Annotated in this window: 24 protein-coding genes; 14 read left to right on the top strand and 10 right to left on the bottom strand. The window is 68.6% G+C overall.

Features of this window, described 5'->3' with window-relative positions:
- Positions 1-18 precede the first annotated feature (18 nt).
- From wag31 to ileS, 3 genes are all read left to right on the top strand, one after another.
- Entirely contained in the window at positions 19-876 is an 858-nt protein-coding gene (gene wag31, locus ACWGCN_RS18800; protein ID WP_378992599.1) for a DivIVA-like cell division protein Wag31, read from the top strand.
- Positions 877-965: 89 nt separating this feature from the next.
- Positions 966-1166 carry a hypothetical protein gene (locus ACWGCN_RS18805; RefSeq protein ID WP_378844007.1) on the top strand — a complete coding sequence of 67 codons (201 nt, stop codon included), beginning with the start codon at positions 966-968 and terminating at the stop codon, positions 1164-1166.
- A gap of 279 nt (positions 1167-1445) precedes the next feature.
- Positions 1446-4580, top strand: a complete 3135-nt coding sequence (gene ileS, locus ACWGCN_RS18810) for an isoleucine--tRNA ligase (protein ID WP_452460451.1) — start codon at positions 1446-1448, stop codon at positions 4578-4580.
- A gap of 62 nt (positions 4581-4642) precedes the next feature.
- Here the strand turns inward: ileS and ACWGCN_RS18815 are convergent, their stop codons facing one another.
- Entirely contained in the window at positions 4643-5056 is a 414-nt protein-coding gene (locus tag ACWGCN_RS18815) for an organic hydroperoxide resistance protein (protein ID WP_378992602.1), read from the bottom strand.
- A 110-nt stretch (positions 5057-5166) separates the two neighbouring features.
- Here ACWGCN_RS18815 and ACWGCN_RS18820 point away from each other — a divergent pair, with 110 nt between their 5' ends.
- Together ACWGCN_RS18820 and ACWGCN_RS18825 are read left to right on the top strand one after the other, a co-directional pair.
- Entirely contained in the window at positions 5167-5700 is a 534-nt protein-coding gene (locus ACWGCN_RS18820; RefSeq protein ID WP_452460194.1) for a TetR/AcrR family transcriptional regulator, read from the top strand.
- A 338-nt stretch (positions 5701-6038) separates the two neighbouring features.
- Positions 6039-6554 carry an NlpC/P60 family protein gene (locus ACWGCN_RS18825; RefSeq protein WP_452460193.1) on the top strand — a complete coding sequence of 172 codons (516 nt, stop codon included), beginning with the start codon at positions 6039-6041 and terminating at the stop codon, positions 6552-6554.
- On the opposite strand, the gene ACWGCN_RS18830 is transcribed toward ACWGCN_RS18825, so the two are convergent.
- Complete coding sequence (locus ACWGCN_RS18830) at positions 6551-7432, bottom strand: UTP--glucose-1-phosphate uridylyltransferase (protein ID WP_056816413.1); 882 nt, start codon at positions 7430-7432, stop codon at positions 6551-6553. The two genes, ACWGCN_RS18825 and ACWGCN_RS18830, sit on opposite strands and share 4 nt — an antisense overlap.
- A gap of 177 nt (positions 7433-7609) precedes the next feature.
- Between ACWGCN_RS18830 and ACWGCN_RS18835 the strand changes: the two genes are divergently transcribed.
- The 3 genes from ACWGCN_RS18835 (at position 7610) to ACWGCN_RS18845 (ending at position 12807) form a co-directional block, all read left to right on the top strand.
- Positions 7610-8908: a DNA polymerase IV gene (locus ACWGCN_RS18835; protein ID WP_452460195.1), complete on the top strand. Its 1299-nt coding sequence runs from the start codon at positions 7610-7612 to the stop codon at positions 8906-8908.
- 59 nt (positions 8909-8967) lie between these two features.
- On the top strand, positions 8968-9465 hold the full coding sequence (locus ACWGCN_RS18840) for a hypothetical protein (protein WP_378992608.1): 498 nt from the start codon (positions 8968-8970) through the stop codon (positions 9463-9465).
- A 105-nt stretch (positions 9466-9570) separates the two neighbouring features.
- Complete coding sequence (locus ACWGCN_RS18845; protein ID WP_452460192.1) at positions 9571-12807, top strand: arabinosyltransferase domain-containing protein; 3237 nt, start codon at positions 9571-9573, stop codon at positions 12805-12807.
- Between the two features lie 90 nt (positions 12808-12897).
- Here the strand turns inward: ACWGCN_RS18845 and ACWGCN_RS18850 are convergent, their stop codons facing one another.
- On the bottom strand, positions 12898-13827 hold the full coding sequence (locus tag ACWGCN_RS18850) for an ADP-ribosylglycohydrolase family protein (RefSeq protein ID WP_387447603.1): 930 nt from the start codon (positions 13825-13827) through the stop codon (positions 12898-12900).
- Positions 13828-13949: 122 nt separating this feature from the next.
- Complete coding sequence (gene rarD / locus ACWGCN_RS18855) at positions 13950-14867, bottom strand: EamA family transporter RarD (RefSeq protein WP_378992614.1); 918 nt, start codon at positions 14865-14867, stop codon at positions 13950-13952.
- A gap of 34 nt (positions 14868-14901) precedes the next feature.
- Between rarD and ACWGCN_RS18860 the strand changes: the two genes are divergently transcribed.
- Together ACWGCN_RS18860 and ACWGCN_RS18865 are read left to right on the top strand one after the other, a co-directional pair.
- Positions 14902-17325, top strand: a complete 2424-nt coding sequence (locus ACWGCN_RS18860) for a cation-translocating P-type ATPase (protein WP_378992615.1) — start codon at positions 14902-14904, stop codon at positions 17323-17325.
- Between the two features lie 124 nt (positions 17326-17449).
- Entirely contained in the window at positions 17450-17623 is a 174-nt protein-coding gene (locus ACWGCN_RS18865; RefSeq protein ID WP_378992616.1) for a hypothetical protein, read from the top strand.
- Between the two features lie 34 nt (positions 17624-17657).
- Here the strand turns inward: ACWGCN_RS18865 and ACWGCN_RS18870 are convergent, their stop codons facing one another.
- The 3 genes from ACWGCN_RS18870 to lspA form a co-directional block, all read right to left on the bottom strand.
- Positions 17658-18359 (bottom strand): hypothetical protein, encoded by a 702-nt coding sequence (locus ACWGCN_RS18870; protein WP_452460191.1) that lies wholly within the window; start codon positions 18357-18359, stop codon positions 17658-17660.
- 118 nt (positions 18360-18477) lie between these two features.
- Positions 18478-19404 (bottom strand): RluA family pseudouridine synthase, encoded by a 927-nt coding sequence (locus ACWGCN_RS18875; RefSeq protein WP_266299589.1) that lies wholly within the window; start codon positions 19402-19404, stop codon positions 18478-18480.
- Complete coding sequence (gene lspA / locus ACWGCN_RS18880) at positions 19401-20018, bottom strand: signal peptidase II (protein ID WP_378636736.1); 618 nt, start codon at positions 20016-20018, stop codon at positions 19401-19403. The genes ACWGCN_RS18875 and lspA overlap by 4 nt, the downstream gene beginning before the upstream one ends.
- 85 nt (positions 20019-20103) lie before the next feature.
- Here lspA and ACWGCN_RS18885 point away from each other — a divergent pair, with 85 nt between their 5' ends.
- Positions 20104-21057, top strand: coding sequence for a hypothetical protein (locus ACWGCN_RS18885; protein WP_452460388.1), 954 nt, complete (start codon positions 20104-20106; stop codon positions 21055-21057).
- Positions 21054-21770, top strand: a complete 717-nt coding sequence (locus ACWGCN_RS18890) for a hypothetical protein (RefSeq protein WP_452460389.1) — start codon at positions 21054-21056, stop codon at positions 21768-21770. Before ACWGCN_RS18885 ends, ACWGCN_RS18890 begins: the two co-directional genes overlap by 4 nt.
- Positions 21771-21783: 13 nt before the next feature.
- Here ACWGCN_RS18890 and ACWGCN_RS18895 read toward each other — a convergent pair whose 3' ends face one another.
- Positions 21784-22632: a TIGR03619 family F420-dependent LLM class oxidoreductase gene (locus ACWGCN_RS18895; RefSeq protein WP_452460390.1), complete on the bottom strand. Its 849-nt coding sequence runs from the start codon at positions 22630-22632 to the stop codon at positions 21784-21786.
- Between the two features lie 191 nt (positions 22633-22823).
- Between ACWGCN_RS18895 and ACWGCN_RS18900 the strand changes: the two genes are divergently transcribed.
- Positions 22824-23294 (top strand): VOC family protein, encoded by a 471-nt coding sequence (locus ACWGCN_RS18900; protein ID WP_378992624.1) that lies wholly within the window; start codon positions 22824-22826, stop codon positions 23292-23294.
- Between the two features lie 56 nt (positions 23295-23350).
- Here the strand turns inward: ACWGCN_RS18900 and ACWGCN_RS18905 are convergent, their stop codons facing one another.
- Entirely contained in the window at positions 23351-23773 is a 423-nt protein-coding gene (locus tag ACWGCN_RS18905) for a QcrA and Rieske domain-containing protein (protein ID WP_378992626.1), read from the bottom strand.
- A gap of 223 nt (positions 23774-23996) precedes the next feature.
- On the opposite strand from ACWGCN_RS18905, the gene ACWGCN_RS18910 reads away from it, so the two are divergent.
- The gene (locus tag ACWGCN_RS18910; RefSeq protein WP_452460391.1) at positions 23997-24980 is read left to right on the top strand and encodes an NAD(P)-dependent alcohol dehydrogenase; all 984 of its coding nucleotides are present in this window, start codon (positions 23997-23999) and stop codon (positions 24978-24980) included.
- A 2-nt stretch (positions 24981-24982) separates the two neighbouring features.
- On the opposite strand, the gene ACWGCN_RS18915 is transcribed toward ACWGCN_RS18910, so the two are convergent.
- Positions 24983-25603, bottom strand: coding sequence for an LON peptidase substrate-binding domain-containing protein (locus tag ACWGCN_RS18915; RefSeq protein WP_387447595.1), 621 nt, complete (start codon positions 25601-25603; stop codon positions 24983-24985).
- Positions 25604-25666: the final 63 nt, after the last annotated feature.

Below are 25666 nucleotides of genomic sequence, written 5' to 3' on the forward strand. Positions count from 1 at the left end.
GCGTGAAGGGATCCTTCGATGCCGCTGACTCCTGCCGATGTGCACAACGTCGCGTTCAGCAAACCGCCGATCGGTAAGCGCGGCTACAACGAGGACGAGGTCGATGCCTTCCTGGATCTCGTCGAACAGGAGCTTTCGCGCCTGATCGAGGAGAACGCCGACCTGCGTCAGCGGGTCGCCGAACTCGACACCGAGCTGGCCGACGCCAAGAAGAACCGTGGTCCTGCCCCGGTCAGCGCCGCGAAGGCGCCCGTACAGCAGGCACCTCCTCCCGCGCCGGAACCTGTTCCGCAGCCGGTTCCCGTCGCGCCGCCCGCTCCGATGCCCGTCGCGGCGCCGGCGCAGAACAACGGCCCGGACGCGAACATGCAGGCCGCGAAGGTGCTCACCCTGGCGCAGGAGATGGCCGACCGCCTCACCACCGACGCCAAGACCGAGGCCGAGGGTCTGCTCTCGAACGCGCGAGCAAACTCCGAGCGACTGGTCGGCGACGCCCGCACCCGTTCGGAAGCGATGATCGCCGACGCGCGTCAGAAGTCCGATGCGATGCTGGCCGACGCGCAGAACCGCTCCGACACCCAGATCCGGCAGGCCAAGGACAAGGCGGAGGCGCTCACCGCCGACGCCGAGCGTCAGCACGCCGAGATCATGGCCACGATCACTCAGCAGCGCACGGTGCTGGAAAGCCGCATCGAGCAGCTGAAGACCTTCGAGCGCGAGTACCGCGTGCGCCTGAAGTCCTACCTGGAATCGCAGCTGGAAGAGCTCGAGAACCGTGGGTCGGCCGTGCCGGTCGACGGCGGCGAGTTCGCGGGCGAAACCAACGGTTCGGCCAACAGTCTGGCTCCGGCTTCCTTCGCCAAGGGCGGCAAGTAAACTGGTTCCCGAGTCGCGCGACGCAGCGCGTCGCGTGATTCGGGAATGCCCAGTTATCGTCGGGCTGCTCGGTTGGCTTGGGAGTCACCATGCTCGTCTTGACGCTTGTTCTAGCGGCGATCGGCTTCGGACTGCTCGTCGCAGCGCTCGCCACCGGTTCGGTGGTGTGGGCGTGGGGGTGCATTCTGATCTGCGTAGTCGGTGCCGCGAGTTTGCTCGTGAGCGCGCTGGCCACCCGAAAACCCGAGAGCGAACCGGTCTCACCCGGCCGACACGCCCGGCGGAACTGAGCGGGCGCGGAATATCCACTGGACGCACCCGGTTAGAATCGAACTACACATGGCGCTGATCCGGCTATCACCGGGGAGCCTTCGGAAGAACGGCGCGTCAGCGCTCAGTAGAACCGAACGGGTGAGCCCGTCACAGCTCACACAACGAGAGGCCTGAACCCTTCGCAGGGAGTGGATCAGGCAAACGGGGTGGTACCGCGGTACGGCGCACCGGCGCCGACATCGTCCCCGTGCCCACATTCCGCGCTCACGGCGCGGCGGCACGAGGAGCAATCCGCGATGGCGGACGAGACAACTACCGGTAGCGCATACCCCCGGGTCGATTTCGGCGCGGCGTCGGGCGCGACGTTCCCGGAGCTCGAAACCCAGGTGCTCGACTACTGGGCCCGCGACGACACCTTCCGCGCCAGCATCGACAATCGCGACGGTGAGGGTGAGTTCGTCTTCTACGACGGTCCGCCGTTCGCCAACGGTCTGCCGCACTACGGCCACCTGCTGACCGGCTACGTCAAGGACCTGATCCCGCGCTTCCAGACCATGCGCGGCAAGAAGGTCGACCGCCGCTTCGGCTGGGACACCCACGGTCTGCCCGCCGAGATCGAAGCCGAGAAGCAGCTCGGCATCACCGACAAGGCCCAGATCGACGAGATGGGGCTGGCCGAGTTCAACGCCGCCTGTAAGTCCTCGGTGCTGCGCTACACCGGTGAGTGGCGCGACTACGTCACCCGCCAGGCCCGCTGGGTCGACTTCGACAACGACTACAAGACCCTCGACCTCGACTTCATGGAGTCGGTCATGTGGGCGTTCAAGTCGCTGCACGAGAAGGGCCTGATCTACCAGGGCTTCCGCGTGCTGCCCTACAGCTGGTATGAGCAGACGCCGCTGTCGAACCAGGAGACCCGCCTCGACGACGCGTACAAGATGCGTCAGGACCCCGCGGTCACCGTCGACATGCGCCTGTCCGTCCCCGCCGAGCACCCCTTCGCCGCGCTGGACGGCGCGAACGCGCTGATCTGGACCACCACGCCGTGGACCCTCCCGTCCAACCTCGCGATCGCGGTGCATCCCGACGTGCGCTACGTGCACGTGCGCGGCGCCGACGACAAGCGCTATCTGCTCGCCGCCGAACGTCTGTCGCACTACAGCCGCGAACTGGGCGAGGAGCCGGAGGTGCTCGGCGAGTACGACGGTGCGGCGCTGGCCGACCTGTCCTACGCCCCGCCGTTCGACTTCTTCGTCGGCCACCCGAACTCGCACCGCGTGCTCACCGCCGACTACGTCACCACCGACTCGGGCACCGGAATCGTCCACCTCGCACCGGCTTTCGGTGAAGAGGACATGGACGTGGCCACGGCCAACGGCATCGAGATCGTCCAGCCACTCGACCCGGCGGGCAAGTTCACCTCGATGGTGCCGCCGTACGAGGGTCTGATGGTCTTCGACGCCAACCCGGTGATCATCAAGGATCTCAAGGCCGCCGGAAAGCTGTTGCGGCACGAGACGATCGAGCACTCGTACCCGCACAGCTGGCGCTCCGGTCAGCCGCTGATCTATATGGCCGTGCCGTCCTGGTTCGTCGCGGTCACCAAGTTCCGCGACCGGATGGTGGAGCTGAACCAGCAGATCAGCTGGGTGCCCGAGCACATCCGCGACGGACAGTTCGGTAAGTGGCTCGAAGGTGCGCGCGACTGGAACATCAGCCGAAACCGCTACTGGGGCAGCCCGATCCCGGTCTGGGTCTCCGACGATCCGGCCTACCCGCGCGTGGACGTCTACGGTTCGCTGGACCAGCTCGAGGCCGACTTCGGCGTGCGCCCCACCGACCTGCACCGCCCGCACATCGACGATCTCACCCGGCCCAATCCCGATGACCCGACCGGGAATTCGACGATGCGCCGGGTCCCCGAGGTGCTCGACTGCTGGTTCGAGTCGGGCTCGATGCCCTACGCCCAGGTGCACTACCCGTTCGAGAACAAGGAGTGGTTCGACAGCCACTTCCCCGGCGATTTCATCGTCGAGTACAACGGGCAGACGCGCGGCTGGTTCTACACGCTGCACGTGCTCTCCACCGCGCTGTTCGACTCGCCGTCGTTCAAAACCGTGGCCGCGCACGGCATCGTGCTCGGTGAGGACGGCCTCAAGATGTCGAAGTCGAAGGGCAACTACCCCGACGTCAACGAGGTCTTCGACCGCGATGGTTCCGACGCCATGCGCTGGTTCCTGATGAGCTCGCCCATCCTGCGTGGTGGCAATCTCATCGTCACCGAACGTGGCATCCGCGAGGGTGTGAGCCATGCGATGCGGCCGCTGTGGAACGCGTGGACCTTCCTGCAGCTCTACGCCTCGAAGCCCGGTGTGTGGCGCACGGATTCACCGAACGTGCTCGATCGCTACATCCTCGCCAAACTCGCGGTCACCCGCGACGTGGTCACCGAGGCCCTGGAAACCTACGACATCGCCGGTGCGGCCGACGAGTTGCGTGGGTTCGCCGACGCGCTCACCAATTGGTATGTGCGCCGGTCGCGTTCGCGGTTCTGGTCCGAGGATCGCGACGCGGTCGACACCCTGCACACGGTGCTGGAAGTGGTCACCCGGCTCGCTGCGCCGCTGCTGCCGCTGATCACCGAGGTGATCTGGCGGGGGCTCACCGGCGAGCGTTCGGTGCACCTCACCGACTGGCCGACCGAGACCGAGCTGCCGCACGATCCCGATCTCGTCGCCGCCATGGACGAGGTGCGGGTGGTGTGCTCGACGGTGCTGAGCCTGCGCAAGGCGCAGAACCTGCGGGTGCGGCTGCCCCTGGCCGAGGTCACCATCGCCGCGGCCGATGCCGAGCGGCTCGCGCCGTTCACCGAGCTGATCGCCGACGAGGTCAACGTCAAGAAGGTCGACCTGACCACCGACGTCTCCGCGCACGGCCGGTTCGAGCTGGTCGTGAACGCGCGCGCCGCGGGACCGCGCATCGGCAAGCAGGTCCAGACGGTGATCAAGGCAGTGAAGGCGGGGGAGTGGAGCGAGTCCGCCGACGGTGTCGTCACCGCCGCCGGGATCACCCTGCTGCCCGAGGAGTACACCCAGCGTCTGGTGGCCGCCGAACCCGAGTTCACTGCCGCCCTGCCCGGCAATGCCGGCCTGGTGGTGCTGAACTCGGTGGTCACCGAGGAGCTCGAGGCCGAGGGCTGGGCCCGCGACCTGATCCGCGACCTGCAGGAAACCCGCAAGTCGCAGGGTCTGGAGGTGTCCGACCGGATCAGTGTGGTGCTGGACGTGCCCGCGGAACGGGCCGAGTGGGCCGCGACCCACCGGGACCTGATCGCCGGGGAAATCCTTGCCACCACACTGACTTTCGGTGACGCCGGTGCCGATGCCGCCGAGATCACGGGCGGCGTGAAGGTATCGGTCGCGAAGGTCTAGTACGTCGGGACAGCGAAAAAGGGCGGGACCAGCTGGTCCCGCCCTTTTTCGCGTGAATGCGGTTACTCGACGACCAGTTCCACCGGGATGTTGCCCCGGGTGGCGTTGGAGTACGGGCACACCTGGTGGGTCGCCTCGATGAGCTGCTGCCCCTGCTCGTTGTGCAGGTGCTCGGGCAGTTCCACCCGCAGCACGACCGAGAGTCCGAACCGGCCGCCGTCGAGGGGGTTCAGGCCGACTTCGGCGGTCACCGACGCGTCGTCGGCGTCCAGCTTCATCCGCTTGGAGACCAACTGCAGCGCACTGGCGAAACAGGCCGAATAGCCCGCCGCGAAGAGTTGCTCCGGGTTGGTGCCCGCGCCGTCGCCGCCCATCGCCTTGGGGCGGGCGAGCGTCAGATCGAGCACGCCGTCGTCGCTGTAGGAACGGCCGTCGCGGCCGACCGAGGTGGCTACTGCGGTGTAGATGGATGCCATGGTGTCCTCCTAGACAGACTTGTCTGTTCGCTTGTGATCTCAGAGTAGACAGACCTGTCTGGTATCGTCAAGGGAAAGCGCTGAATCCCGGAAAGGACACAGGTCAGGCGATGAGTGCGGCTCGTGAACGTCTGCTCGATACGGCAACCCGGTTGTTCTATGCCGAGGGTGTCCACACGGTGGGCATCGACCGGATCATCGTCGAGGCCGGTATCGCCAAGGCCACGTTCTACCGGCACTTCAAGAGCAAAGATGACCTGGTAGTCGCCTATTTGCAGCGCGAATACGCGCGCCAGCGCGAGGCGCTGGAATCGGTCGAGGGCGAAGGCTTCGCCGCGATCGCCACCACCTTCGACGCGCTCCGTGACATCAGCTGCGGCCCCGGCTTCCGCGGCTGCCCGTTCCTCAACGCCGCCGTCGAATTCACCGACCCGGCGCACCCGGTCCGCCGCGTCGTCGACGACTACCGCACCTGGTTCCGTGAACTCATGGCCGAACACCTGCGCGCCGGCGGTCACTCCGCCCCCGGCGACGCGGCCCGCGCCCTGCTGCTCACCCGCGACGGCGTCACCATCAGCGGCGGCGTAGGCGACACAGACACCGTGCGCGCCGGCATCGAGGCGGCGCTGAAACTCATCGGCTGATCACGCGAGACCGGGGGCGACTCACCGGATACGCCCACGATTCGGCTCCGACCCGACCGTCGGCCCGGCAACCTCGTGGCCACGCCGTCACGACCGGCAGAAGTCGCCGAGTGGCCGCACAGTCGTGCAGAATTGTGACGTTACTGCTGATGCGCATGGAACCGCTGAGGCGACAGTGACTGCTCGTGACGTTTGTCCTGTGGAAACGGTGCCGCGCCGATGATGGCGACATCCCGGCGCGACACCGGATCAGTGGGTGGCTCACCCGGATCAGGCGATGCCGCCCGATAGCCGACCAGCCGGAAGCTCAGCTCCCGGCCGTGAGGAAGGGCGCGCACATGAAGCGAAAACTCCTGGGACGGTTGGCCTTCGGCTTCGTCGCCACCGTCACCACCACCATCGTCCTCGCTGGGCCCGTGTGGTCGCAGCCGGGCAGCTCGTCGGGCTCGGGGACGTCAGGTTCCTCGTCGGGGAGTTCCAGTGGCTCCGGCATGATTCCGCTGCCCAGCGCCACCGGCATCGGCGCACTCACCGCCGCCATGACCCAGCTCGGCAAACCCTACGAGTGGGGCGCCGTGGGACCCCACTCCTGGGACTGCTCGGCGCTGGTGCAATGGGCATTCCGGCAGGTCGGCGTCACCTTGCCGCGCACGACGTGGGAGCAGGCGAAGGTCGGCCTTCCGGTGACCTTCGGCGGCCTGGCACCCGGCGATGTCGTCATCCTCAACGGCGACGGCTCCCACGTCGGCATCTACGCGGGCCTGGGCCAGCTGCTCGACGCCCATGACTGGGGCGTCCCGGTCGGCCTGCACCCGTTGCGCGAATTCGATATCTTCGCGATTCGCCGGTTCTAGTTCTCGTCCACCAGCTGACGCAACAGCGGGCCGTATTCGGGATGGGCCAGTGCCGAGGCGAACTGGGCCACCAGGTAGTCGGCCGGGTTGCCGGTGTCGTACCAGCGGCCCTGGATGACCTGGCCGTACACCGCGTGCTCGGCGGCGTAGTTGTTGATCGCGTCGGTCAGGTACACCTCGCCGGTCTGGTGGGTGTACCAGTTCTCGGTCTGGATGCGCAGCTCGTCGATGATGCCCGGCGTCACCACGTAGCCACCGATCGCGGCGAAGGCCGACGGCGCGTCTTCGGGCTTGGGCTTCTCCATCAGGCCGGAGATGCGCAGCAGGCCGTCGTCGAGGTCCTCACGCACCACGGGCACGCCGTAGCGCTGCGATTCACCCGGCGACATCGGCAGCAGCGCCAACACCGGGCATCCGGTGGATTCGTAGGCGGTGATCAGCTGCTGAGCGCGCGGTACCTCGGCGACGAACACGTCGTCGGGCCACAGCACCAGCATCGGCTCGTCGCCCAGATGACGTGCGGCGTTGAGCACCGGCGTGCCGTTGCCGTACGGGCCGTGCTGGTCGAGGTAGGTGATGTGGCCCTCGCGGGAGAGCTCGCCGACCTCCTCCACGGCGTCGGCGTAGGCGGACTTGCCGTCGGCGCGCAGCTGCGCGACCAGTGCCGGATTCGGCCGGAAGTGATCCTGGATCAACGACTTGCCGCTGCTCACGACGATGGTGATGTCGGTGATCCCGGAGGCCACCAACTCACGCACGGTGTGCTCGATGACCGGTTTGTCCCCGACCGGCAGCATCTCCTTCGGCGTCGCCTTGGTCAGCGGAAGCAGCCGGGAGCCGATTCCCGCCGCCGGAATGACAGCCTTGCGGATCTTCATCTCCCGATCATCACATATTCGGCTGTGTGATCGGTGTGCGACGGCTGGCAACGGGCTCGAGGAATTGTCGGTGACCCGGCGTAGATTGCGCTCGTGAGCACTCACACTCCTGTCGCCGGAGCTCCGGCCAGGCCCGATGCGGCGGTCACCGCCCGTCGCTGGGTGCTGCATATCGATATGGACGCTTTCTTCGCCTCGGTAGAACAATTGACCAGACCCACGCTGCGTGGCCGCCCGGTCCTCGTGGGCGGGGCGAGTCAGCGTGGCGTCGTCGCGGGGGCCAGCTACGAGGCTCGGGTCTACGGCGCGCGTTCGGCCATGCCGATGCACCAGGCCCGGCGGCTGATCGGCGTGTCGGCGGTGGTCGTCCCGCCGCGTGGCGCGCTGTACTCGGTGCTGAGCGGGCAGGTGTTCGACGCGTTGCGCAGCTGTGTCCCGGTGCTGGAGACGCTGTCGTTCGACGAGGCCTTCGCCGAACCGGCCGAATTGGCCGGAGCGAGTGTCGCGCAGGTGCAGGACTACTGCGCGATGCTGCGCGCGCTCGTCCGAGCACAGACCGGGCTCACCGCCTCGATCGGCGCGGCGACCGGGAAACAGCTCGCCAAGATCGGTTCCGGTCTCGCCAAACCCGATGGGATGCGGGTCATCTCGCCCTCGGAGCAGGGCGAGCTGCTCGCCTCGCTGCCGGTGCGCAAGCTGTGGGGGATCGGCCCGGTCGCCGAGTCGAGGCTGCGCAGCCTCGGCATCGAGACGGTCGGCGCGTTCGCCGCGCTGCCGGAATCGGAGGCCGTCTCGACCCTCGGCGGCAGCATGGGCGCCGCCCTGCACCGGCTCGCGCGCGGGATCGACGATCGCCCGGTCACCGAACGCGCCGAGGCCAAGCAGATCAGCGCCGAGAACACCTACGAGCGCGACATCGTCACGATGGCCGACCTGCGGGTCGCCGTCACCGCGATGGCCGCGTCGGCGCATCGCAGGCTCGAACGCGACGGCCGCGCCGCCCGCACCGTGGTCCTCAAACTCAAGAAGTCCGATATGGGGATCGTGACCAGGTCCTTCACCCTGCCGTACGCCACCGCCGACCTGACCACCCTGGCCGCGGCCGCGCAGCGTTCGGCGATCGATCCCGCGGAACTGGGCCCGATCCGGCTCGTCGGTGTCGGGTACGGGGGATTGTCGCTGGTGCGCCAGGAATCGCTGTTCCCCGAACTGGATCAGGCGGTGCCCGCCGATCTCGGCACCGATGAGGATCCGCCGCCGCCGTCACCGGAAGAGCCGAATCTGGCTGCGGGACTGTGGTTTCCGGGAATGGATGTGCATCATCCGGAATTCGGGCACGGCTGGGTGCAGGGCGCGGGCTACGGCGTGGTGACCGTGCGATTCGAGACCAGCTCGACAGGTCCCGGTGCGGCGCGTACCTTTCCAGCCGACGACACGGGGCTGACACGGGCCGATCCGCTCGCCAGTCTCGCGTGAAGAGTAGCCTCGGCTACCGCGATGGAACGACTCCCACCTCGAACGCAAAGGACGAGCAGTTGAAGCTTCGTACGACCGGACGTGTAGCGATCGCCGGACTGGCCGTGGTCGCCGCCCTCGGCCTGAGCGCGTGCAGCGACGACAAGGGTGACAAGCCCGCCGCCAAAGCCACCACCAGCGCGAAGGCTTCGGCTTCGGCGGCCACGGACCTGCCCCCCGTGCCGACCGTGGAACAGCTCAACCAGCAGCTCACCACCGCGCTGGATCCCGCGGTCCCCAACGATCAGAAGCTGGACTTCGTGCAGGGCGGCGAGGCCGACCCCGAGCTGCCGAACCGCTTGGCCCAGGCCGCCTCGGACGCCAATGTGCAGGTGCAGGTCACCGAGGTGACCTCCTTCGGTGACAGCGTCAACGCCAAGGCCAACTTCACCGTCAACGGCCAGACCAATGTCGTCGACGTGCCGTTCGTGGCCGAAGACGGCAAGTGGAAGGTCCAGAAGTCGTGGGCCTGCGGCATGATGACCAACCTGGGTCAGACCTCGGTCGCCTGCCCCTGATCTGCCACGCTCGAGCCCCGTCCGGATGTTTCCGGGCGGGGCTTTCGCGTGTGAGTCGCGACGGTGTTTCGCCTGCTGCCGGTGGCGCGGCTACTATCGGGCCCCGTGGTAGAGACGATCGTGCGGCAGGGGCATCCGCCCAAGGATGTGTCGGAGCCGGCGCGACGTGATCGCCCGGGGTGGGCGCGCATTGTCGCGATCGTCGCGGGACTGATCGGCATTCTCAGCGCCGCGGTGATCCCGTTCCTGCCCGTGCGGGTCGACGCCGCGACGGTGTCCTGGCCCCAGCAGGGGTCGCCCGCCGCGGTCGAATCGCCGCTCGTCGCCTACGCGCCCGCCGCCCTCTCGGCGACGGTGCCGTGTGCCGCGCTGAGTTCGCTGGCCGCGACCGGCGGTGTCGCGGTCTCGACCGTGCCGCGGCAATCGGCCGATATGGAGAAGTACGGCTTCGTCGTGAAGGTGGTCGCCGACACCGCCGAACGCCCCGGCCGGGTGGACGTGGTCTCGCGTTCGACCCTGGTGTGGACGGCCCCGCTCGCCGACGTGCTCGACCGCTCCTGCGCGCTGACGATCGCGATCACTCCGCAGGAATCCACGGTCACCACGTCAGGTCTCGGTGCGGGCGCCGCCGTGGCCGCCGACCTGCGTCCCCAGGTCGTGGGTGTGTTCAGTGAGCTCACCGGCGCCGCCCCCGCGGACCTGGCGGTGCGCGTCGACGTCGACGCCCGCTACACGTCGTCGCCGACCTGGCTCAAACTCGCCGCCATCGTGCTGTGCCTGGTGGCCACCGCGGTGTCACTGTTCGCCCTGCACCGTCTCGACGCCCTCGACGGCCGCTCCGCGCGCCGATTCCTGCCGCAACGCTGGTGGCGGCTGCGCCCAGTCGACTGGCTGGTGTTCGCGGTGCTGCTCGTCTGGCATTTCATCGGCGCCAACACCTCCGACGACGGCTACATCCTCGGGATGGCGAGAGGTGCGCGCAGTTCGGGCAACATGTCCAACTACTACCGCTGGTTCAGCGTCGACGAGGGCCCGTTCTACACCCCTTATGTCGACATCATCGGCTGGCTCACCCACATCTCCGCGGTCAGCCCGCTGGTCCGGCTGCCCGCCCTCGCTGCGGGCGTGCTCACCTGGTGGTTGATCAGCCGCGAAGTGCTGCCCCGCCTCGGCGTCGCGGTGCGCCGCGAACGCATCGCCACCTGGACCGCGGCCTTCGTCTTTCTGGCCTTCTGGCTGCCCTACAACAACGGGCTGCGCGCGGAATTCGTTGTCGCGCTGGGTGTTCTGGTCACCTGGGTATCGGTCGAACGAGCGATCGCGACCCGGCGGCTCGTGCCGTTCGCCGTCGCGGTGATCGTGGCCGCGTTCACCCTCACCGGCGCACCCTCGGGCCTGATCTGCCTCGGCGCGCTGGTGGCCGGCGCGCGTGTCGTCACCGCGATGATCGTGACGCGGTCGAAGTCGGTGGGCTACCTCGCGCAACTGCTGCCGATCCTGGCCGCGGGCACGGTGGTGCTCACCGTCGTCTTCGCCGACCGGACGTTCGCCGGGGTGCGGGAGATGTTCGCCGTGCACAGCGTAATCGGGCCGGGGGAGTCCTGGTTCTTCGAGTTCCTGCGCTATCAATATCTTCTGCAGCTCAATGCTGATGGCTGGCTGACCAGGCGATTCGGTGTCTTCGCGATGCTGATCGGCCTGATCGTCTGCACTGCCGTCATGCTGCGGCGCGGCGGCCGTATCCCCGGCATCGCCGTCGGCCCGACTCGGCGCATGCTGGGCATCACCCTGGCCGCCATGGTGCTGATGATGTTCTCGCCCACCAAGTGGACCCACCAGTTCGGCGTGTTCGCGGGCCTGGCCACCTGTGTCGCCGCGGTGACGGCGGTCGCGGTGAGCGCGCACGTCCTGCGGCCGATGCGTAATCGCGCGCTGTTCGCCGCGGGTGTCTTCTTCGCCCTCGCCATGACCTGGGTCGGCGCCAACGGCTACTGGTACGTCTCCTCGTGGGGGATCCCCTGGTGGGACAAGCCGCCGACCGTCGCCGGATACGGCGTCTCGACCGTGTTCGTCGGTCTGACTCTGCTCGCGCTCGCCGCGGCCGCGTGGTACCACGTCCATCCGAACCTGAACCCGAAGGCCGAGGTCGGCTGGTTCGCGGGGACACCCGTTCTGGCTGTCGCCGCCGCGGTGATGGTGCTGTTCGAGGTGGCATCCTTCGCCAAGGCCACCGTCGCCCAGTATCCCGCGTACTCCCTGGCCGGCTCCAACCTCTCCGCGGCCTTCGCCGGCGGGTGTGGGATGGCCGACGAGGTGCTCGTCGAAACCGACCCGAACGCCTCGATGCTCGCGCCGCTGTCCGGCGACATGACCAGCACGATGAACGGCACCGACTCCACCGGCTTCCGGGCCGGCGGAGTCGCGCCGGTACTCACCTCCGACGAGGTGGAATCGACCACCGGCCAAGCGAATTCGGTATCCGACGACCCCGACAAGCTGCGCGACGCCTCCACCTCGGCGGGCTCGGAATCACGACAGGGCTCGCTGCAACTGCCCTTCGGTCTCGACCCCGCGACCCCGGTTCTGGGCAGCTACCGCCCCGGTGCCCAGGAGCCCGCCGCGCTGACCACGGGCTGGTTCCGGCTGCCGGACGGCCCGCGCGGCCCGCTGCTGGCGATGTCGGTGGCAGGCCGGATCCGCTCGGTCGACGCTGACGGCATCGTCCACCCCGGCCAGGAACTGGCCCTCGAATACGGCACCGCCGCGGCCGACGGCACCGTCACCGTGACCGGCCAGATCGCGCCGACCGATATCGGCCCGGCGCCGATGTGGCGCAATCTGCGCGTCCCGATGGATCAGCTGCCGTCCGAGACGAGCGTTGTCCGCTTGGTCGCCGCCGACAAGGATCTCGGCCCCGACCAGTGGCTCGCTCTCACCCCGCCGCGCATGCCGCAGACCACCACGCTCAGCGCGCTGGTCGGCCGTGCGGCGCCGGTGCTGCTGGATTGGGCTGTGGGGCTGCACTTCCCGTGCCAGAACCAGATGCCCACCTACAACGGCGTCGCCGAGCTCCCCGAATACCGCATCCTGCCCGACCGCAACGGCGCCACCATCACCAACCTCTGGCAGGGCCACGACGGTGGCGGCCCGCTCGGCTGGACCCAGCTCCTCTTCACCGCCCGCACCCTGCCGACGTACCTGAACAACGACTGGGACAGGGACTGGGGCTCCCTCGAGCAGTACCTTCCCCTCGACCCCACCGCCGGCCCCGCGAAGATCACCGTCGACTCCGAAAACCGCTGGGGCACCTGGACCCCCGGCCCGATCATCACCGCCTGGTAGCCACGGCGGTGGGCCGGTCGATCACCACGCTGCCAGGGGAGCGCCGCCGAGTGCGGTCCGCACCACGGTGTGGTGATCAGCTGCCCACCGTCAGCGGGAGTTGGTGGCGATGCGCAGGGCTAGATCGGGCAGGTCGGCGCCGGTGAGGCCGGGGTAGCCGTGCAGGATGGCGCGCCAGCGAGCGGGGACCGCCGAGGCGCCCCAGCGAGCGCCGAGGAGGCCCCCCGCGATGGCCGCGGTGGTGTCGGTGTCGTTTCCGGCCCGGACGCACGCCTCCAAGGCGAGCGGAAGGTGCTCGGGCGTCGACTGATCGGTGGTCGTGATCGCCCACCACGCGGTCTGGAGGGCGTGCACGACCCAGCCGTTGTTCGGGAAGTCGGCGGGCGTGCCCTTCTCCGCTTCGTCGAGACGGTCGGTCCAATAATCGGACTGGGGTGAGCCGCTGACGTATTCGCGAACGCCGTCGAAATCGGCGTTCAGTACCGCATGCCGGATCGCGTAGGTCCACATCTTGCACGCCTCGACAGCGTTGTCGTCGTGGTGCGTGAGCAACCCGACCCGGCCCGCCGCCGCGACGCATTCGGCGGCATCGTCGAGATAGGCCAGCGCGACCGGCGCGGTCCGCATCAGCGAGCCGTTGCCACCGGTTCGGCCGGTGAGCGACATCGCCACCGCCTGCATGTCCAGTGCGGAGGAAGGTCTGGCGGACAACACGTTTCGCGTCTGGTTCCCGATGTCGGGCGGCTTCGAGTCGTACCAGGAGACGAACCCGGCCGCGACCGCGTCGAGATCGATGCCCGGGCCGCCGGCAGCGGCGACCGCCACGGCGACGGACATCGACGTATCGTCGGTCCACTCGCCCGGCGCCCAGTCGAATACTCCGCCGCCGATCATGTCGATCACCGTGTCCGGTCCGGGATGTGTGAACTCGTAGCCTGCCCCCAGCGCGTCGCCGGCGGCGGTACCGACCAGCACGCCGGCGACCCGATCCGAGTACCCCGCATCGTGCACAGAATCCACCCCTCTCGGGTGTGCCCACTATCCGATTGTTCGATGGGCAAGCCTACCGGTCGGCTTGTGGTCCTCCGGCGATTCGTGCCGGTGTGACACCGAATCGAGCTTCGGGTGTGACACCGAATGGGCTAGTGCGTGGTCGCGTCCACCGTCTCGGCCACCGAGAGCTGCCTGGTGCGGCGCGCACGCAGCAGGGCGTCGGTGGTGAACACCGCCAGCGCCGTCCAGATCAGGGCGAATCCGGCCCAGCGCGACACGGGCATGGGTTCGTGCATCACCGCCACGCCCCAGGCCATCTGCAGGGCGGGGGTGAGGTATTGCAGAATGCCCATCGTCGAGAGCGGGACCCGCTTGGCCGCGACGGCGAACAGCAGCAGCGGCAGCAGCGTGACCGGCCCGGTGGCCAGCATGAGACCGAAATGGGCGGGGCTGGAGGTCATCTCACTGCGGCCGGTGGCCATCGAGACGATCAGAAAAGCCAGCGCGAACGGCACGGCGACAATCCCCTCGGCCGCGATGCCGGGGAGCGCGTCGAGCCGGATCACCTTCTTCACCAGCCCGTAGGTGGCGAACGAGCAGGCCAGGATCAGCGCGATCACCGGCGGCCTGCCGTAGTCGACCGTGAGCACCACCACCGCCAGCGCACCCAGCCCCAACGCCGCCCACTGCGCCCTGGTGAGCCGCTCCCGGAACAGCAACACGCCGATGGCAACGGTGACCAGCGGGTTGATGAAGTAACCGAGCGCGCATTCGACGATGTGCCCGGTGGTGACGCCGAAGACGTACACACCCCAGTTCAGCGACAAGGCCGCCGAGGCCGCGGCCGCCAGGCGCCAGGTCCTGGCATCGATGCCGCGCAGGTTTCCCAGCCGTCCCGTCAGCGTGAGCACCAGCAGGACCACGACCAGCGTCCACACGATCCGCTGCGCCACCACCTCGGCGGGCGAGGCGAACGACAACAGTCCGAAGAAGGCGGCGAACGAACCCCAGATGAGGTAGGCCCCCGCCCCGAAAACGACACCGGGCGGGGATGAGCTGCGCTGCATTCATCCCATGTTACGACCGGCTAATCTGGCGAGCATGTCCATTTCCGTGCAGGAACCGGCGGCTGCCGGGCTCACCGCCGCACAGGTCGACGAGCGCCGCCGCGACGGGCGCACCAACGACGTCCCCGCCAGGGCGAGCCGGTCGGTCGGCGAGATCGTCCGCGCGAATGTGTTCACCCGCATCAATGCCATTCTCGGTGTGCTGTTCCTGCTGGTGCTGTCGACGGGCTCGATCATCGACGGCATGTTCGGGCTGCTCATCGTGGCCAACAGCGCGGTCGGCATCATCCAGGAGGTCAGGGCGAAGCGGACCCTGGACGAGCTGGCGATCGTCAGCCAGGCCAAGCCGACGGTGCGCCGCGACGGCGTCGCCCAGCAGATCTCCCCCGGCGAAGTGGTGCTCGACGATCTGATCGAGCTCGGCCCCGGCGACCAGATCGTGGTCGACGGTGAGGTCGAGGAGGCCGCCGCGCTCGAGATCGACGAATCGCTGCTGACCGGCGAGGCCGACCCGATCGACAAGGGCGTCGGCGCGCCGGTGATGTCGGGCAGTTTCGTGGTGTCGGGTTCGGGCGCCTACCGCGCCACCAAGGTCGGCAAGGACGCCTACGCGGCGAAACTGGCCGAGGAGGCCAGCAAGTTCACGCTGGTGCACTCCGAATTGCGTTCGGGCATCGACAAGATCCTGAAATTCATCACCTACCTGCTCATTCCCGCCGGCCTGCTCAGCATCTACAACCAGCTGGTCTCGAGCGGGGAATCGTGGCGCCCGGCCGTCACCGGCATGGTCGCGGCGTTGGTGCCGATGGTCCCCGAGGGCCTGGTCCTGATGACGTCGATCGCCTTCGCGGTCGGTGTGGTCCGCCTGGGTAAACGTCAGTGCCTGGTGCAGGAATTGCCCGCGATCGAGGGCCTGGCCAGGGTCGACGTAGTGTGCGCCGACAAGACCGGCACGCTCACCGAGAACGGTATGCGCCTGGCGCAGGTCGAACCGCTCGGCGCGTTCGACGAGGCACAGGTGAAGGCCGCGCTGGCCGCGCTGGCGAGCGACGATCCGCGCCCCAATGCCAGCGTCCAGGCCATCGCCGAAGCGCTGCCCGACTCGCCCGGCTGGTCGCAGACCGCCGTCGCGCCCTTCTCCTCGGCCAAGAAGTGGAGCGGTATCTCCTATGGCGACCACGGTGATTGGCTGCTCGGCGCCGCCGACGTGCTGCTCGACCCCGACTCCGAGGACGCCGCCCACGCCGAGCAACTGGGCTCGTCGGGGCTGCGCGTGCTGCTGCTGGCACGCAGCGACCGTGCGGTCGATGCCGAGGACGCGCCAGGCCGGGTCGAGCCCGCCGCGCTGGTGGTGCTCGAACAGAAGGTGCGGCCCGATGCCAAAGCGACGCTGGAATACTTCGCGAGTCAGCAGGTCTCGATCAAGGTGATCTCCGGCGACAACGCCGTATCGGTCGGCGCGGTCGCCTCCTCGCTCGACCTGCCCGGCGGTGACCACGCCGTCGACGCGCGCACCCTGCCCGACGATCCGGCCGCGCTCGCCGACGTGCTCGATCACGAAACCACCTTCGGCCGGGTGCGTCCCGATCAGAAGCGCGCCATGGTCGGTGCGCTGCAATCGCGCGGGCACACCGTCGCCATGACCGGTGATGGCGTCAACGACGTGCTGGCGCTCAAGGACGCCGATATCGGTGTCGCGATGGGCGCCGGTAGCCCGGCCACCCGCGCGGTGGCGCAGATCGTGTTGCTGGACAACAAGTTCGCGACCCTGCCCTACGTGGTGGGGGAGGGGCGCCGGGTGATCGGCAATATCGAACGCGTCTCGAACCTGTTCCTCACCAAGACCGTGTACTCGGTGCTGCTGGCCTTCCTCGTCGGGCTGGCCGGTGTCGGCTCGCAGATCTTCGGCTACGACCCCATCGGGTATCCGTTCCTGCCGCGCCACGTCACCATCGCGGCCTGGTTCACCATCGGCATCCCCGCGTTCGTGCTCTCGCTCGCGCCCAACAACGAGCGCGCCCGCACCGGCTTCGTCGGCCGGGTGATGCGTCTGGCCGTGCCCTCGGGCGTGGTGATCGGCGTGGCGACGTTCGTGGCCTACCTCATCGCCTACGCCGGACCGGAAGCCACGGAAACGCAGAAGGTGCAGGCGGGCACCACCGCGTTGATCACGCTGATCATGATCGCGGTGTGGGTGCTCGTGCTGGTCGCGCGGCCGTATGTGTGGTGGAAGGTGGTGCTGATCGCGGTGTCCGTGCTGGCCTATGTCGCGCTGTTCACGATCCCGTTCACCCGCGAGTTCTTCAAACTCGACCCGTCCAACCCGCGCCTGACGCTGGCGGCGGTGGTCTGCGGTGTGATCGGCATCGTGCTGGTCGAGCTGGCATGGTGGGTGCAGGCGCGGCGCTCGGGCGGCGCGGGCAAGCTCTTTCCCCCGGTGGGCGCGCAGGGGGCGTGACCGGCCGCTGACGCGGGTCGGGTGGTTTCGAGAACCCTTGTGCCCGACGAACATTCGGTGTTGGAGTACCTTTGCCGGTTATGGAGGTATTGCTGCCGCTGTCGCACCGTCTCGGGACCACCCGGTGACCCCCGACGAATTGGATGATCTGTTCGCCGACCTCATCGGGCAGATCGATCGGCTCGACGTCGATGCGCTGGAATTGATGGCAGCCGCTTATGACCAGGCCGGAGATGTCGACCGGGCCCGCGAGCTGTGGGTGATGGCCGAGACGCGCCGCGGCAGTGATCGGCCGTAGACGCAGCGGCTCGGCGCGATCGAGCGGCGCGGACCTACTCGGTGGGAACCGGGCCGTCGTCGGGGCTCGGTGCGACGGTGTCGCTGCTGCCGGGGAGTAGGGGACTCACCGCGAACCGTCCCGCGACGGCGTCGGCCGGCAACGCCTGCACTGCTCTGACGCCGGGTTGTGTTGCCAGGTCACGTAATTGGGGCAGGGTGCCGCGCACCACGAGGCCCGCCGTGCACGCGCAGCCCGCACGCAGGCGGCTCTCGGTGACGTGCGCGATCGCGGCGCTGCGCTCGTCGCGGAACTGCTGGGCCGCGACCAGCCCCGCCGCTGCCTCGCCGGACTTCACCGCGGGTTCGTCACCGCCCGGCGTCGCGACGGTGATCACCGGTGTCTGCACCCGGTCGACCGGCACGTGCTGGATCACCCCGGAGATCCGCAAGCCGTCGGCCGTGGCCGGAAGCTGTTGGGGTGCGATGTATTCGGTGAACGACACCAGCGCCCAGTGCTGGTCGGTATCGGCGCCGTCGAGGGAAGCCTTCGCGTCGACCAGGTAGTGCTCGACCTGCTCGCCGGGCGCGGGCCCCAGTCGATCGGTGGCCACCGCCGACGCGGGCGGCGGCTCGCGAAAGGCGATCACCAACAGGATCGCCGCGCCGACAGCCGCGATCCCGAAGATCGCCGAGTTGCGCAGCGACATCCGCCGGTCGGCTGAATCGTCTTCGGCGGCAGTCGATTCGGCGGGCATGTTCCCGAGATCCTCGGCGGTCGAACCCGGACCACCGTCCCGCGGCGCCTGCCCGGCCGATGAATTCCCGCGGTCGTCCGACGCCGTATCCGGCGCCGGTTCGGACGACCGCGGGTCGTCAGGCATTGCGTAGTACGTCCAAGGCGCCCGCCAGATCGTCGGGGTACTCGCTGGTGATCTCCAGCCAGCGACCGTCGGCGGGATGGTGGAAGCCGAGCTGACGCGCGTGCAACCACTGCCGTTCCAGACCGAGGCGTTTGGCCAGCGTCGGGTCGGCGCCGTAGGTGAGGTCACCCGCGCAGGGGTGGCGGACCGCGGAGAAGTGCACCCGGATCTGGTGCGTGCGGCCGGTCTCGAGGTGGACGTCGAGCAGGCTGGCGGCCTGGAACGCCTCGATGGTGTCGTAGTGGGTGACGCTGGGCCTGCCGTCGCCGGTCACCGCGAACTTCCAGGCATTGCCCCGCGCACGCCCGATCGGCGCGTCGATGGTGCCGCTGCTCGGATCCGGGTGTCCCTGCACGAGTGCATGGTATTGCTTGTCGACCGTGCGTTCCTTGAAGGCGCGCTTGAGCATCGTGTAAGCGTGTTCGGATTGTGCCACCACCATCACCCCGGAGGTGCCCACGTCGAGCCGGTGCACGATGCCCTGGCGTTCGTGCGCGCCCGAGGTGGAGATGCGGTAACCCATCGCCGCCAGGCCGCCGACCACGGTCGGACCGGTCCAGCCGACGCCGGAGTGCGCGGCGACCCCGATCGGCTTGTCCACGGCCACGATGTCGTCGTCGGCGTAGAGAATGTTCATCCCGTCGACCGGAGTGGCCTCGACCGTGAGCTCGCGCTTGGGTTCGGGGAAGATCACTTCCAGCCACGCGCCCGCGGTCAGCCGGTCGGACTTGCCCGCGGCGACGCCGTCGATCTGCACCGAGCCGTCCTCGGTGAGCGCCACGACCGCGGTCCGTGAGAGACCGAGCAAGCGGGCGAGTCCCGCGTCCACCCGCATCCCGTCCAGTCCGTCGGGAACGGGCATTGTCCTGGTTTCTCTCATGCGGTCTCCTCGGTGTGTTTGCGACCGCTGCGGGTGCCGTCCGGTTCGAAACCGAACACGGTGAGCGCGACCAGCAGGATCGCCCCGCACACGATGGCCGAGTCGGCGACGTTGAAGACCGGCCACCAGCCGACGGCGACGAAGTCGACCACATGGCCCTGCAGCGGGCCTGGGTATCGGAAGAGCCGGTCGACCAGGTTGCCCAGCGCGCCACCCAGGACCATGCCGAGGCCGATGGCCCACCACAGTGATCGCAGGGTGCGTCCGATCCGGATCACACCGATCACCACCGCGGCGGCGATCAGGGTGAGCAGCCAGGTCATGCCGGTCGCCATCGAGAACGCCGCGCCCGGGTTGCGGACCAGGGTGAACCGCGCGAAATCGCCGATGATCGGCACCGATTCGCCCGGGTCGATGAAGGCGACCGCGAGGCACTTGGTCAGCAGGTCGAGCCCGAACAGCACGACGGCGATGATCAGCAACGTCGTCAAACGACGGCGACCAGCGGGTTTCGCCGTCTCGGCCGTCTCGGGCACGGCAGCCGCCGACGGTGTGGCTGAGTCGTCGCCGGTCTCGGGGACAGCAGCGTTGTCGGTTGGCCGGTCTTCACTCACGCGTCCATCATTCCCTAGTGGCGATCCGGCCCGCGCCGCGGTGCCGAGGAGTCCCAGGTGTTACTCAGGAAGCGGTCGTACCCTGATGGCTGTGACGGTGTTGTCTAGATCTCGCTTACCCCGCATCGCGCGCCCCGGGGTGTTACTGGTGGCGCTCGTGCTCGGGTTCGCGACCTTCGGCGCCGGCTGCGCCGACCGCTCGGCCCCTGCCGCGGAGGTCGACGGCACCGAGCCGCTCGGCATCGGCAAGGAAGTCACCGTGCCGATCTCGGCCGCGGTCACCACGATGATCTCGCCCGGCGAGGAGCCGCGCGATCTGCTGCGGCCGCGCTATGCCGCGGGCACCACGCAGGAGGTGACGCTGCGCACCGACTACCGGATCCAGCAGCAGGTCAACGATCAGCCCGCTCGTGACTTCTCGCCTGCCGCGCTGACCATCCCGATGACCGCGCGCACGGGCGCCGACGGCGTCGATCTCACCGTCGGTGCGGTCACCACGCCCGACCCCGCGCTCAACAAGGCGTTCACCTCTGCCGACGGTTCACACGCCGGTTTGGGGATGAGCGACTTCGGTGCGATCACCGAGCTGCGCATGGCGCCCTCGCCGGACACCCCGAACACCGCGCGGGCCGCGCTCGAACAGGCCTTCTATCAGGCTGTGTACCAGTCGATCGCGTTCCCGGACCAGCCCGTCGGCGTCGGCGCGGTCTGGACGGTGCACCAGCAGATCACCGGCGGGGTGACCCTGGACCAGATCACCACCGCCACGCTCACCAGCCGCGAGGGCGACCGGCTCACCATCGATCTCCAGGTGAATCAGACGCCCACCGACAACGTGTGGGAGCTGCCCAACGACGCCGGTGAGCTCGACATCGACGGTTACGTCATGGAAGGCGTCGGCTCGATCACCATCGATCTCGGTATGCCACTGCCGGTTTCGGGTTCCATCGAGATCGGTGGACAGCAGACCTACCGCGACGCCCGCAGTGTGAGCACCCTGGTGCAGACGCAGTCGACCCGCGTCTCCTGGACGGAATGATGCGGGCGGATTCGCTGCGCGTAGGCGCGGTGGTTTCAGCGTGTGTCGGGTTGGTCGGCGTTGCGGGCTGTGGGTCCGACGACACGGTGAACACGCCGGGATCGGGTCCGTTCTCCGCCGCCGTCACGGCCGCACCGGGAACCGGGGCCGTGATCGGCGATGCGGCGCAGTTGTCGGCCGGTCTGCTCGCCGCTGCCGATCTGCCCGGTGATTTCGCGGTCGTACCGTCGCGCGGTGAATCCGACGAGCCCGCGGTGCCGCCCGCGGCGCTGACGGATCCGCCGGATTGTGGGCGCCTGCTCTCGCCGATCGCGCAGCAGTGGCCGGGGTCGGCTGCCGCCGCGTCGGTGCAGTTCGCGGGGCCCAGCTTCGCCACCATCGACATCGACGCCGCCAGCTACTCCGACGCGGCGCTGGTGCCGGCATTCGACGCGCTCCAGGCGCAGCCTCGGCGTTGTACCAGCTACTCCGGCGACGATGCGGGCGTGCGGATCGAGTATCGAACCAGCGCGCTCGCGCAGCCGGTCGCGGGCGACGCGGGCTCGGCGTTCACCCTGACCGCCACGAGTGAGGGGCTCACCCTCACGTCGGCGACCTCGCTTGTCCAAGTGGGGAACACGCTGGTTCAGGTTGTCGTCACGGCACCGGAAGTCGTCGATCCCGGTGTACTCGCCGATCTCACCGCGGCGCAAGTGCGCAAACTCCGCGGCTGAGACCGGCTCGGGTTCATGCCGATACGGCGAGTTTCCCGCCGAGATGGCCGAGGTAGCCACGGACCTCGTCGGCACTCTTGTCGGGCAGCCCGAAGACCACCTCGGTGACGCCTTGTTCGGCCCAGCTCGCGAGCTGCTCGGCGTTGTGACGACCGGCCAGCGCGATCACCCGCGGGGTGCCCTCGCGGCCTGCTTCCTTCCAGACCCGGTGCAGGAGATCGACTTTGGCGCCCAGGTCACCTTCGGTCGGGGTGGTGATCCAACCGTCGGCGTTGGCGGCCAGCCATCCGAACGATTTCTCGGTACCGCCCGCTCCGAGCAACACCGGAACCCCGGCGCGTACCGGCTTCGGCCAGGACCAGCTCGGGCCGAACTTCACGAAGTCGCCGGCGAATTCTGCTTCCTCCTGCGACCACAGCGCCCGCATCGCGTCGAGGTTCTCGCGCAACACCGTGCGCCGCTTGTTCGCCGGAACGCCGTGATGGGCGAGTTCGTCGGTGTTCCAGCCGAATCCGACGCCCAGCTCCACCCGTCCACCGGACAGGTGATCGAGCGAGGCGATGGTCTTGGCGAGGGTGATCGGGTGGTGTTCGGCGGGCAGCGCGACCGCTGTCGACAGGGTGATCCGCTCGGTGACCGCGGCGGCGGTGGCCAGCGCGACCCACGGGTCGAGCGTGCGCAGGTACCGGTCGTCGGGTAGCGAGGAGTCGCCGGTCTGCGGATGGGCCGCGGCCCGCACGACCGGGATATGGGTGTGCTCGGGGACGTAGAACGCGTCGAATCCGGCGTCCTCGGCGGCCTTGGCCGCATCGGCGGGCGCGATGCCCCGGTCACTGGTGAACAAGACAACCCCGTAGCGCACGTCCCGGCCCTCCGACTTCGGCAGCAAAACTGAAACAGGTTCTAAACCTGAGACAAGTTCTACAGGAGTAAAACGAGTTCTACTAGTCCTGATCTCATCGGACGGCCGAAACGGCGAGGCCCTTTTCCCGATCAGGCGAGGGGAATACGCTGGTGGTCGTCCGAGCATCACTCTCGACACGGAGGTATCCGATGTCTGATGTTTCCCCTTTTCCCGAAGGTTATCCGCGGATCTGTCCCGGCCTGGCGTGCGTGGGAGCGGCCGCCGCGATCGACTTCTACACCGCGGTCTTCGGCGCCACTGTGCGCATGAAAATGGACGGCCCCGGTGGCACCATCGTCCACAGTGAACTGCTCGTCGGCGATTCGGTGCTGATGGTGGGCGATCCGGTCCCCGAGATCGGCTTCAACGACCCGAAGGCCGTCGGCGGTTCGCCGGTGAACCTGATGGTCTACGTCGCCGACGCCGATGCTGCCTTCGGCGCGGCCCTCGACGCGGGCGCTACCGCCATCACTCCCATGACCGACCAGTTCTACGGCGACCGCAGCGGCGCCTTCGAGGACCCGTGGGGACACCGCTGGACCGTGGCCACCCACATCGAAGACGTCTCGGCGGAAGAAATGGAACGGCGTATGTCCGAAATGATGGACGCCGCCGGCTGAGCTGAACGGCACGCCCGCACCGTCGGCGAAGACCGCAGTGCGGGCGTGCCGCGCGTCTAAGCGGGAACGATCGAGTCTCCCTCGACGCGAACAGGTTTGGCGGGCAGCGGCTCGGTCGCGGGACCGCCGCGCACCGCGCCGTCGAGCTCGAATCGGCTGCCGTGGCAGGGGCAGTTGATCGTGCCTCTGGCCACCGTGGCGACCTTGCATCCAGCGTGCGTGCAGGTCGACGACAGCCCGATGAAGTTACCCGCGGTCGGCTGGGTGACGACGGTGTCACCGACGATCACCCCACCGCCTACCGGAACATCTGCCGCTTTGGTCAGCGCACCCGCCGGCGCCCCCGGTTCGGGTGACGCCGCGGCCGCCGACTCGGTGTTGTCGTCGGCACTGCACGCGGTCATCGTCGCCGCGGCGGCCAAGACGCCGACACCCACCACGACGGTGCGGCGGTTCAGCGAGAAATCGTTGATGGTCATCGGTCGTTCTCCGCTTCCGTTGGTGCGGCCGCCGGTCCGTGGCCCCATGCCCACCGGCTCCTTCCCTGTCAACGGCCCACACCCCCTCGCGGTTCGACCGATTCCTCGAGATTTCGAAGCGTTCGGTGCCACGCGGGCAATTCCGCACCTGGCGTGAAATCTCCGGAGACATCGGGGAATTCCCTGATGTGGGTGGGCGGGTCGGGCGCCTAGCGTTCTCGGTGTGAGGGCGATCGTGCAGCAGGTATACGGGTCATCGGCGATGTTGGCGACCGCGGAGGTCGGGCGGCCGCCGGTGGGAGCGGGGCAGGTGCTGGTCCGGGTTCACGCCGCGTCGGTGAATGCGCGGGATTGGCATGTGATGCGGGGAGATCCGAAGATCGCGCGGTGGATGGACCGGTCGGTCTTCGGCCGACGAGGGCCGGCGAATCCGGTGCCGGGCGGTGATTTCGCGGGGACGGTCGAGGAGGTGGGGGACGGTGTCACGGAGCTGGCGGTAGGCGACGAAGTCTTCGGGGAGGCGGTCAGCGGTGCGTTCGCGGAATACGTCGCGGTGCCGCGGGGGTTGCTCGATCGGAAACCGGCGAACCTGAGTTTCGAGGAATCGGCGGCGGTGCCGTTGGCCGCCAACACCGCCCTGACCTGCCTGCGTCACGTCGGCGAGGGCGAGCGGGTGCTGATCATCGGCGCGTCCGGTGGCGTCGGCACCTTCGCGGTTCAGATCGCCCGAGCACGGGGTGCGCGAGTCAGCGCGGTGTGCAGCACCCGCAATGTCGAGGCGGCGCGCAGACTCGGCGCCGAACACGTCGTCGACTACACCCGCGACACTCTGACCGGCCGCTACGACACTGTCCTCGACCTGGCCGGAACGCGGACGCTGCGGGAACTGCTCCGCCTGGTCGAACCCACCGGCACGCTGGTCCTGTCCGGTGGCGGCAACTTCGACGGCGGCAGCTGGTTCGGCCCGGTCGGCCTGCTCGCGCGCGGTCAGCTGGCTCGACCGTTCGTGAGACCGGCCGTCCGTGCTCCGCTGGCGGAGCAGACGCCGGAGTCGCTGACCGAGCTTCGCGAACTGATCGAGTCGGGCCTGCTCCGCCCGGCCATCGACCGGACCTATCCGCTGGCGGATACGCCGGCCGCCATCGAGTACATGGAGACCGAACACGCCCGCGCGAAGATCGTGATCACCCTCGCGCCGGCGGGCTGACGTCACAGCAGGCGGAACTCCATCATCGCGATCGCGTCGTCGACGGAGGTGGACAGGGCCTCGAGCCGGCTGTGCGCGTTCGGGGCGGACAGGGCCGACTGACGGTCGGTCGGCCCGATCGGCAGGCGAGCCGCGAGCTCGTAGGAGCGAGTGGTCGGATCATCGGACAGATCGTTCAGCGAGGCCGACGGCGGCGGACGGCGGATGCCGTTGCGTCGCGCGAACTGGGCCGTGAGGGTGTGCAGGCGGTCCGCGCGTTCACGCAAACCCGCCAGCAACGCGCTGTCGTCGATGCCGGGGTCGTCCGGCCAGGTCTCGGCTTCCGCCTGGGGATACGGCGCGTCGACGAGCCATTTCTCGATGCGAATGCGGTCGGTTCCTTTGCAGCGCAGCCGGTATCGCGAGCCGGGCAGTTCGATGACCTCGGTGATCCGGGCGACGGTGCCCACTTCCGTGCGTACCTCACCGCCGCCCACCTCGTGCCCGCGCGCGATCAGCACGACACCGAATTCCGGCTCCCGCCGACCGTCCATGCAGTCCTCGATCAGCGCTACGTACCGCGGCTCGAAGATCTGCAACGACAACGACTCACCGGGTAGCAGCACCGCTCCCAGCGGGAACATAGGTATCTCCACCGTCCCAGCATGCCCGGTGCCGCGCGGACTACGTCCATCCGGCGCGCTCAC

This window comes from Nocardia sp. NPDC055050 (assembly GCF_053608345.1).

Bases quoted from the DNA above. Each gene is read 5' to 3' on its own strand.
- wag31 (WP_378992599.1), top strand. From the start codon at position 19: ATGCCGCTGACTCCTGCCGATGTGCACAACGTCGCGTTCAGCAAACCG.
- ACWGCN_RS18805 (WP_378844007.1), top strand. From the start codon at position 966: ATGCTCGTCTTGACGCTTGTTCTAGCGGCGATCGGCTTCGGACTGCTC.
- ileS (WP_452460451.1), top strand. From the start codon at position 1,446: ATGGCGGACGAGACAACTACCGGTAGCGCATACCCCCGGGTCGATTTC.
- ACWGCN_RS18815 (WP_378992602.1), bottom strand. From the start codon at position 5,056: ATGGCATCCATCTACACCGCAGTAGCCACCTCGGTCGGCCGCGACGGC.
- ACWGCN_RS18820 (WP_452460194.1), top strand. From the start codon at position 5,167: ATGAGTGCGGCTCGTGAACGTCTGCTCGATACGGCAACCCGGTTGTTC.
- ACWGCN_RS18825 (WP_452460193.1), top strand. From the start codon at position 6,039: ATGAAGCGAAAACTCCTGGGACGGTTGGCCTTCGGCTTCGTCGCCACC.
- ACWGCN_RS18830 (WP_056816413.1), bottom strand. From the start codon at position 7,432: ATGAAGATCCGCAAGGCTGTCATTCCGGCGGCGGGAATCGGCTCCCGG.
- ACWGCN_RS18835 (WP_452460195.1), top strand. From the start codon at position 7,610: ATGGACGCTTTCTTCGCCTCGGTAGAACAATTGACCAGACCCACGCTG.
- rarD (WP_378992614.1), bottom strand. From the start codon at position 14,867: ATGCAGCGCAGCTCATCCCCGCCCGGTGTCGTTTTCGGGGCGGGGGCC.
- ACWGCN_RS18860 (WP_378992615.1), top strand. From the start codon at position 14,902: ATGTCCATTTCCGTGCAGGAACCGGCGGCTGCCGGGCTCACCGCCGCA.
- ACWGCN_RS18870 (WP_452460191.1), bottom strand. From the start codon at position 18,359: ATGCCCGCCGAATCGACTGCCGCCGAAGACGATTCAGCCGACCGGCGG.
- ACWGCN_RS18875 (WP_266299589.1), bottom strand. From the start codon at position 19,404: ATGAGAGAAACCAGGACAATGCCCGTTCCCGACGGACTGGACGGGATG.
- ACWGCN_RS18885 (WP_452460388.1), top strand. From the start codon at position 20,104: ATGGCTGTGACGGTGTTGTCTAGATCTCGCTTACCCCGCATCGCGCGC.
- ACWGCN_RS18890 (WP_452460389.1), top strand. From the start codon at position 21,054: ATGATGCGGGCGGATTCGCTGCGCGTAGGCGCGGTGGTTTCAGCGTGT.
- ACWGCN_RS18900 (WP_378992624.1), top strand. From the start codon at position 22,824: ATGTCTGATGTTTCCCCTTTTCCCGAAGGTTATCCGCGGATCTGTCCC.
- ACWGCN_RS18905 (WP_378992626.1), bottom strand. From the start codon at position 23,773: ATGACCATCAACGATTTCTCGCTGAACCGCCGCACCGTCGTGGTGGGT.
- ACWGCN_RS18915 (WP_387447595.1), bottom strand. From the start codon at position 25,603: ATGTTCCCGCTGGGAGCGGTGCTGCTACCCGGTGAGTCGTTGTCGTTG.